This window comes from Gammaproteobacteria bacterium (assembly GCA_003696665.1).
Lineage (GTDB): Bacteria > Pseudomonadota > Gammaproteobacteria > Enterobacterales.
Map to the genome: position 1 here is coordinate 1 of RFGJ01000556.1, position 1813 is coordinate 1813.

General features: G+C 48.4%; 1 protein-coding gene. It reads right to left on the reverse strand.

Annotated elements, in window-relative coordinates:
• Positions 1-163: 163 nt before the first annotated feature.
• Positions 164-1585 carry a hypothetical protein gene (locus tag D6694_13560; GenBank protein ID RMH36800.1) on the reverse strand — a complete coding sequence of 474 codons (1422 nt, stop codon included), beginning with the start codon at positions 1583-1585 and terminating at the stop codon, positions 164-166.
• Positions 1586-1813 lie beyond the last annotated feature (228 nt).

Consider the following 1813-nt stretch of genomic DNA (forward strand, 5'->3'; position numbering starts at 1 on the left):
AAACCTGTTCACCTTGATGTCATTCATTTGCTCGGCCCCCCAGTCGAAAATTGTTATCTGCTCACTTCGTAAGGTGCGGAATGTGGGCTATATGCATGGGTTGGACGTAATTCCCAATCTTCAACTCAGCGGGATCTAAAGTAATATGCAACATCAGTTAAATCTATTGCCCTTTCAACACCAGCGGCAGATATATTGAATTTGAATAAATAGTCTCACTAAGCCCCCCAGTCCAACATGGAGTTGTGCTCAAGCCTTCTACCGTGCCACAGTAAGCATAGGCTCGTCCTTCATCTCTATAGGTGCCATCGTAGTGGTATGCACCCACGATGATATCTACATAGTCATTACCATCCACGTCTCCAGCCAAACCAACGGCAATGCCGAGCATCTCATCTGCCTGACCGCCGACAACCGTCCAGTTTGCGGTTGTGCTCAACCCTGTAGCTGACCCAAAGTAAATGCGTGCCCTTCCTGCCCCGTCCAATGAAACAGAGGGGTCGTAGAAATCTCCAACAATGAGGTCGTCAAAGCCATCATTGTTCACATCGCCTGCCGAACTTGTGGCCCCCAGATACATCCCGGCTTGTTCCCCTACAAGTATCCAATCTGCGGTAGGGCTGGGGCCTGTAGCTGAGCCATAAAAGGCATGGATACGTCCAGCGTTTTCATTAGCTCCGTCATCATACATAGGCTCTTCAAGAACAATGTCATCGTAACCATCATTATTGACATCTCCCATTGCAGCCACATGGAAACCATATCGAGCGTCAATTTGATCGCCCACAGTTGACCAGGCTGGCGTTGTGACTACTCCATCGGCTGAGCCGTAATAAACAAAGGCAGCACCCCGCATTGATGGGTACCCATACTGATACGCACCGACAATTACGTCGTCGAAACCATCATTGTTTACATCCCCAGCTGTACTCACACCCGACCCAAACGCGGTGTAATCAGCTTCGTTGAGTGTCCAAACCCTAGTAGATAGACCTGTTGCAGAGCCAGGATAGATGAACACTCGGGAATCGGCCCAGAACGGCGCCCCGATAATGACATCGTCATACCCATCGCCATTTACATCTCCAGCCGTGCCAACCGAATAACCAAATTGGCTCATGCTTTGGTCACTAGCCATAGTCCAATCTGGCGTGGCAGATAAACCGGACTCAGACCCATAAAAGACAAAAGCCTTCCCCTGACGATCCCCAAGCCCAGCATTATAACGAAAGGCACCGACAATGATATCATCGTAACCATCACTGTTAACATCGCCTGCTGTGCTAACCGATACGCCAAACTGTGCGCCGGACTGGTCAGATACATACGACCAATCTGGGAGAGCGCTGAGACCTGTTGCAGAACCATAATAGACATAGACAGCTTCGCAACCACTAGCAGCGACAATAACATCATCATACCCATCGCCGTTAACATCGCCAGCTGTGTCAACTGAATTGCCAAAATGACACCCTGTATTATCTGTGTTGGGAGCAGCTTTTGCGATAGTGTTGATAGTGATCAGGATCGGCACGAAGCTAAAGATAATCGATAGGATAATGGTGATTATTCGTTGCTTTTTCATTTTTCAGACTCCTTGTGTAATTTTTGAGGTCGTTCTGGTCTAGAAGAATACGGATGAAGTCGCCCCAGGCTCATATCTGATTCACCATAGAGCAAACTGTTAGAGAGACACCATTAATCAAAAACGCCATTTGTTCCGTTTTCAAGAGTGACTCCACTGCAAAAAGCTGAACTTTACCAACTTAGAATCGGGCTTGCAGCCGTGCGGTGAAGCCGCAACGCCCGAAAC